Source organism: Coprobacillus sp., assembly GCF_984815275.1.
The window spans coordinates 1-5,226 of the sequence record NZ_CFJNYH010000077.1; the positions used below are offsets into that span (position 1 = coordinate 1).

The 5,226-nt window shown below is 29.7% G+C and carries 4 protein-coding genes; all 4 read left to right on the top strand.

Features of this window, described 5'->3' with window-relative positions; translation table 11 throughout:
• Positions 1 to 130 precede the first annotated feature (130 nt).
• On the top strand, positions 131 to 613 hold the full coding sequence (locus AC5M21_RS15730; protein ID WP_302280895.1) for a hypothetical protein: 483 nt from the start codon (positions 131 to 133) through the stop codon (positions 611 to 613).
• A complete protein-coding gene (locus tag AC5M21_RS15735) occupies positions 613 to 2,208 on the top strand; it encodes an InlB B-repeat-containing protein (protein WP_302280894.1) in 1,596 nt (531 codons plus the stop codon). Before AC5M21_RS15730 ends, AC5M21_RS15735 begins: the two co-directional genes overlap by 1 nt.
• A 371-nt stretch (positions 2,209 to 2,579) precedes the next feature.
• Entirely contained in the window at positions 2,580 to 2,894 is a 315-nt protein-coding gene (locus AC5M21_RS15740) for a hypothetical protein (RefSeq protein ID WP_054688344.1), read from the top strand.
• A 21-nt stretch (positions 2,895 to 2,915) separates the two neighbouring features.
• Positions 2,916 to 5,126: a TraM recognition domain-containing protein gene (locus tag AC5M21_RS15745; RefSeq protein WP_302280893.1), complete on the top strand. Its 2,211-nt coding sequence runs from the start codon at positions 2,916 to 2,918 to the stop codon at positions 5,124 to 5,126.
• Positions 5,127 to 5,226: the final 100 nt, after the last annotated feature.

Genomic DNA, 5,226 nt, shown 5'->3' on the forward strand with positions numbered 1-5,226 from the left:
ACAGATCAATTAAATAAAAATTTAGAGAAAGGAAATTATTTTATTAAAGTAAAAATTGAGTCCTATGATTTAGATCAAAAGTTAATGGGATATCATTATGCTGAGATAAAATTGATTGTGGAATAAAAAAATGAATAAAAATATTATTTTATTAACATCTGTATTGATGCTGTCAGGAGTATCAGTACACGCAAATGAACAAGATAAAAGTGTTCCAGTTAATTTATATGTTGAAGCAACGGTATTAGATTATACTGTTCCTGAAAGTATTTCCATGTATGTAAAAGCAAATTCTAATGAAGCTGATATTGATGATATGAAAATCACAAATAATTCTAAAGTTGGAGTTATCCAAATTAAAAACATTTCAGCTTTAGCGATCAATGATTATACGAAAGTTGAAGATATATCAGACTTCTCAAAGTTACCTATGAACTCAAAGAAAGTCTCACTTGTCTTTAGAAATCATGATATGATGACAGATTATAAAGAAGTTATAGAAGTAGATCCAGAATGTGATGAGACTCTTTCTTTTACTGGACATTCAAATGCTACCACTGAAATCGTTGCTGATCAACCGTTTGAAATTATAATGACTGTAGGTTTTAAATAATGAAATCTAAAAAAATAAGTATTGTGACAATTGTCTTAGTTCTTATTTTTTGTCATTCATTTAAAAGCTCGTATGCATTAGTGACATTAGAAGAACGATTTAAAGTTATACTTGCAAATTCATCAGGATCATTAACAAAATCATTAAACATAGATCTTAGTGGTGTTAATATAACTGAAAATCCAAGCGTTCGCTATTATTGTGAGGAGGATGTAAGAGGAACAGTATATAATTCTATTGCTCCAGTAACTGGAACACAGTTAATATGGTATGATGCAGATAAAAAAGTTAATAAAAATTGGTATAGTTTGGGTGGAAGCGTTGGTGGAAATTGGAGCAGTAATACGAAATCATCTCTTACATTTAATTCAGTTGATGTTACTGCAACTACACCATATGTTCGACTTCCAAAGGTGTCAAAAACTGGATATACTTTTACTGGATGGACAATTTCAGAAACACAACGAGCATATTATTATTTTAATGGTGCATTAAGAAGTACAGTTGGGTCATCATCGATATCATCAAAGGATGGTTGGTATCAAATCGAGGTAGGAATGACCAGTAATGCTTTAACAGTTAAGCCTACATTTAAAATTAATAACTATACTGTCAAGTTTGATGATGGGATGGGCAATATATTAAAAACACAAAATGTTTCTTATAGTAGTAGTGCGACTCCACCCACACCACCAACTCGGGCAGGATATACATTTTCAGGATGGAATGGGTCATATACTAATATAACATCAAACAAGACAATAATTGCTACTTGGACTCCTACAACATATAGCATATCTTATGAGCTTGATGGTGGAACAGTTAGCAATAATCCATCTAGTTATAATATTACAAGTCCTACATTTACATTAAAAAATCCTACAAAAGTAGGACATACATTTTTAGGATGGACTGGAAGTAATAGCAACACTGCTCAAACAAATGTTACTATTTCAAATGGTAGCATAGGTAATAAGAACTATATTGCAAATTGGTTAGTAAATACCTATACAATACACTTTAATCCAAATGGTGGATCGTTATCATCTTCAGATAAAACAGTTAAATATGGTCAAAATTATGGAGACCTACCAGTCCCTACAAAAGAAGGATATATATTCAATGGGTGGTTCACTGCGATAAATGGAGGTGTTTTGGTCAATAGCTCATCAATTATGGGAACTGAAAATATAACTTTATATGCACAATGGGTTCCTATCATATTGGATGTTACGGTTCCAGAATCTTTAGATATTTATCAAATTCCAGGAAAAGTAGATTTAAAGATCAATGTATTATCTCTTCAAAATAACTGTATAGGAACAATAGATATAAGTAAGTTAAAAATCGATTTATTTAATGGATATCAGTTTGCTGAAGTGAACAGTGATTTTAAGAGAATGCCATTTAATACAAAAAAGATATATCTTGCCTTCAATAACTATAATCTTATGAATAATTATAATAGAGGGTTATCAATATCTCCTAATGGTTCCTTATCAGTGCAACTTAATGGAAAAATGGGTGGTTTTTCATATAACTCAAAAGATCAGATAGCCACTATGCATTTGATTATGAAAGTAAGAGGACAATAAAATGTACCAGTGACTGGTACATTTTATTATAGATATATTCTTCTTGCAAAATGCATAAAAAACGGTATAATAAAAGGTGAAGATAGCAATGCTATTGATTACGTTGAGTCATCCTTCGCTAATTGTCAGTTATCGGAAGGATGACTACTTTTTTATTTGAATTATGATTTCCTTTATCTCTTTGAGAATAAGTAATATCAAAATGTATTCAGTCAAAAGTATCACCTCCTAACTGTCAAGTCAGGGAGGAATCGGTGAACGCATAATCAACAGATCACTATCTTCGATAATAATTATATCATATTTAAATATTGTAGGCTACTTTTTGTAGTCTTTTATTATATCAAAAGTAAAAATAAAAGGAGATAATTATGTATAACATATTTAGAAAAAGAAAGAAGAAAAAAGATACTTGTAATGAAAAGGAACAATTAATCATAGATGAGTTTTATTTAACACATCCTGAAATAAAAGAAATGAAACTTATTGAACAAAGATATTTCTATGATAAAACGTGGCAGTTTACATTATCTAATGGAGAATGCTTTACAGTTGTTCGTAATGATATTGAATCATTAGAAAGTTTCTGTAAAACTATAACAGATTTAAAAAATTCTAACAAAACTGAACTATCAAAAGAATTACTATGCAGTTTAGATGAAAAAGATAAAATCTATTATGATTAAGAAATATAGGAGGTAGAAGGAATGTTATATCAGATATTACCAAGAAAGTCATATCAATTTAATCAGGAGAAAATGAATATGTTCTTTAAGACAATTGCATCTGTTAAGAATAAATTTTCTTGGAAAAGTATAATACAAAATTTTCAAATGCATTATATAATTGATTGTACTGAAGATGATAAACTTAATTTTTATATAGATATAGAAGATAACCTGAATCAGGAAGTCATTATAAATGCTTTACATGTTTTATTGGGAGAGCAAGCTGATATTTTTGTTGCTAAAGAGAAGCTGCAATCACATGATACTGTTAATACTCTTTATTTAAATGATGATCATAAAATTGGAGATAAGCCCAGACTAGCAACATATTGTAATGATTCTATTTTTATGAACATTTTAGGAATGATGCAACCAAGAACACGAATAGATATTAGTTTTAAAGTCGTTAAAGCATCCATGAGCAATAAAAACAATGTTTTTATGAGTAGAATGGCTACAGATGTTTTAATTGAACTTATGATCCATGTATCAGGACATACAAAATACTCCAGAACAAAAGTTAAAAATATTTCAGATAGCTTATCATCACTCACTGCTTCATCAGAACAGTTATGGACAAAATATAAATATGACATAAGACCAATTAAACTTACTGGCAGTGAGGCAATGAACTTTATACAGATACCAACTTTAAATAAAAAAGATGATCTTACATTAAATAGGATTCATCATTTGCTCCCAGGGCAAGTTACACTTAAAGATAATGAATTTGCAACTGGTATCTATACTGGAACATTGTATCACCCTATTCAGTCTGATAGAAAAACATACATTCATATTGATCATATTCGTAAACATGCTTTAGTTACTGGAACAACTGGATCAGGAAAATCTGCTGAAATAGAAGAGTGGATAGATCAGATACTTTATGATCAGGTAACTGGAAAGGATAATATAGGGTTTACATTTATAGATCCTCTTGAAACATCAGCTTTAGGTGTTATTGATAAAATTTTAAAATTAAAAGATGATGGATATGATGTTGACGAACTATTAAAAAAGGTTAGATATGTAGATCTTTCAATTGATGATTATATTTTTCCAATGGCATTATTAAATCCATCAACTGATTCTACAGAAACTCTAGACTTCTTTAAATCATTATATGGAGATCTGAATACTATCCAGGTAGACAGAATGCTTACCTCAGCGATCAAGTCATTATTGCTTGACGATGAAGAGCATTCTGTTTTTGATATTGAAAAGATCTTTAATTCAGGAGATTCAACTTTTAGAGATCGTCTGCTAAATAAGATTTCTAGAAATATCTATGCTGAAGATGAAATCAACTTTTTAAAGAACACTAAATTTAATCAGTCAATTGCTGATCCGATATTAAATCGTTTAGCATCATTTAAGAATTCAGAGAAAAAGAAATTGATGTTTTCTTTGACAAGTCAGTATGATTCATTAAAAGATATTAGAAAATGGATGGATGAGGGATATATCATATTACTCAACTTAAAGTCTATGAGTGATTTTGATATTAAGGTTATCTGTGGATATTTAACCACACAATATTATTTAGAAGCTAAGAAAAGACCTGACTTTTCAAAGTTGCATCTATTGCTTGTTGATGAAAGTCATAAGATACAGATGCCTATTTTTCCAAAAGTAGTAGCAGAATTAAGAAAGTCAGGTTTATCATTAACTCTTATTACACAATTGCTTGAACAATTCTCTCCTGACTATTCAGAACAGCTAATTGGTAATATAAATACAATCTTATCATTTAAACAGAAAGCAAGAGCTGCAATGGAATTGCAAAGAAGAATACCGTCTCAGGATGTCAGTAAAAATGATCTTATGCAATTGCCATCAATGGTAGGGTATTTATCAATGGAAGAACATGGAAAAGAGAGAAGTATTCTTATTAAGGCTAAACCACCATATCGCTATACTAATGGAAAATTGGTGGATTATACTAATCCATCTGAAGTCCAAAAGAACTTAGATAAAAATAGAAAGTTTGCAAAAGAATTAATGGCTAGAGATTTTATGTCAAAAGCTGAAGCAGAAAAAATTGTATTTAAAGGACATGGCAGAAAAAAACATATTGAAGAAATCGAGAACGAACTTTTAACAGAGGGTGATGCTCTTTTAAGTGTTCAGGATGGAGAAAAAACAAAAATAGAAATTAAAGGAGAAGAAACAACATGGGACGAATAAAATACATCTTAAAAGGAATGAGATATCAGTTGATCAATCTTATTCCTTATAAATATAGAAGGCCATTTATTTTATATTTTTCAATTTTAGGATTAGTAGG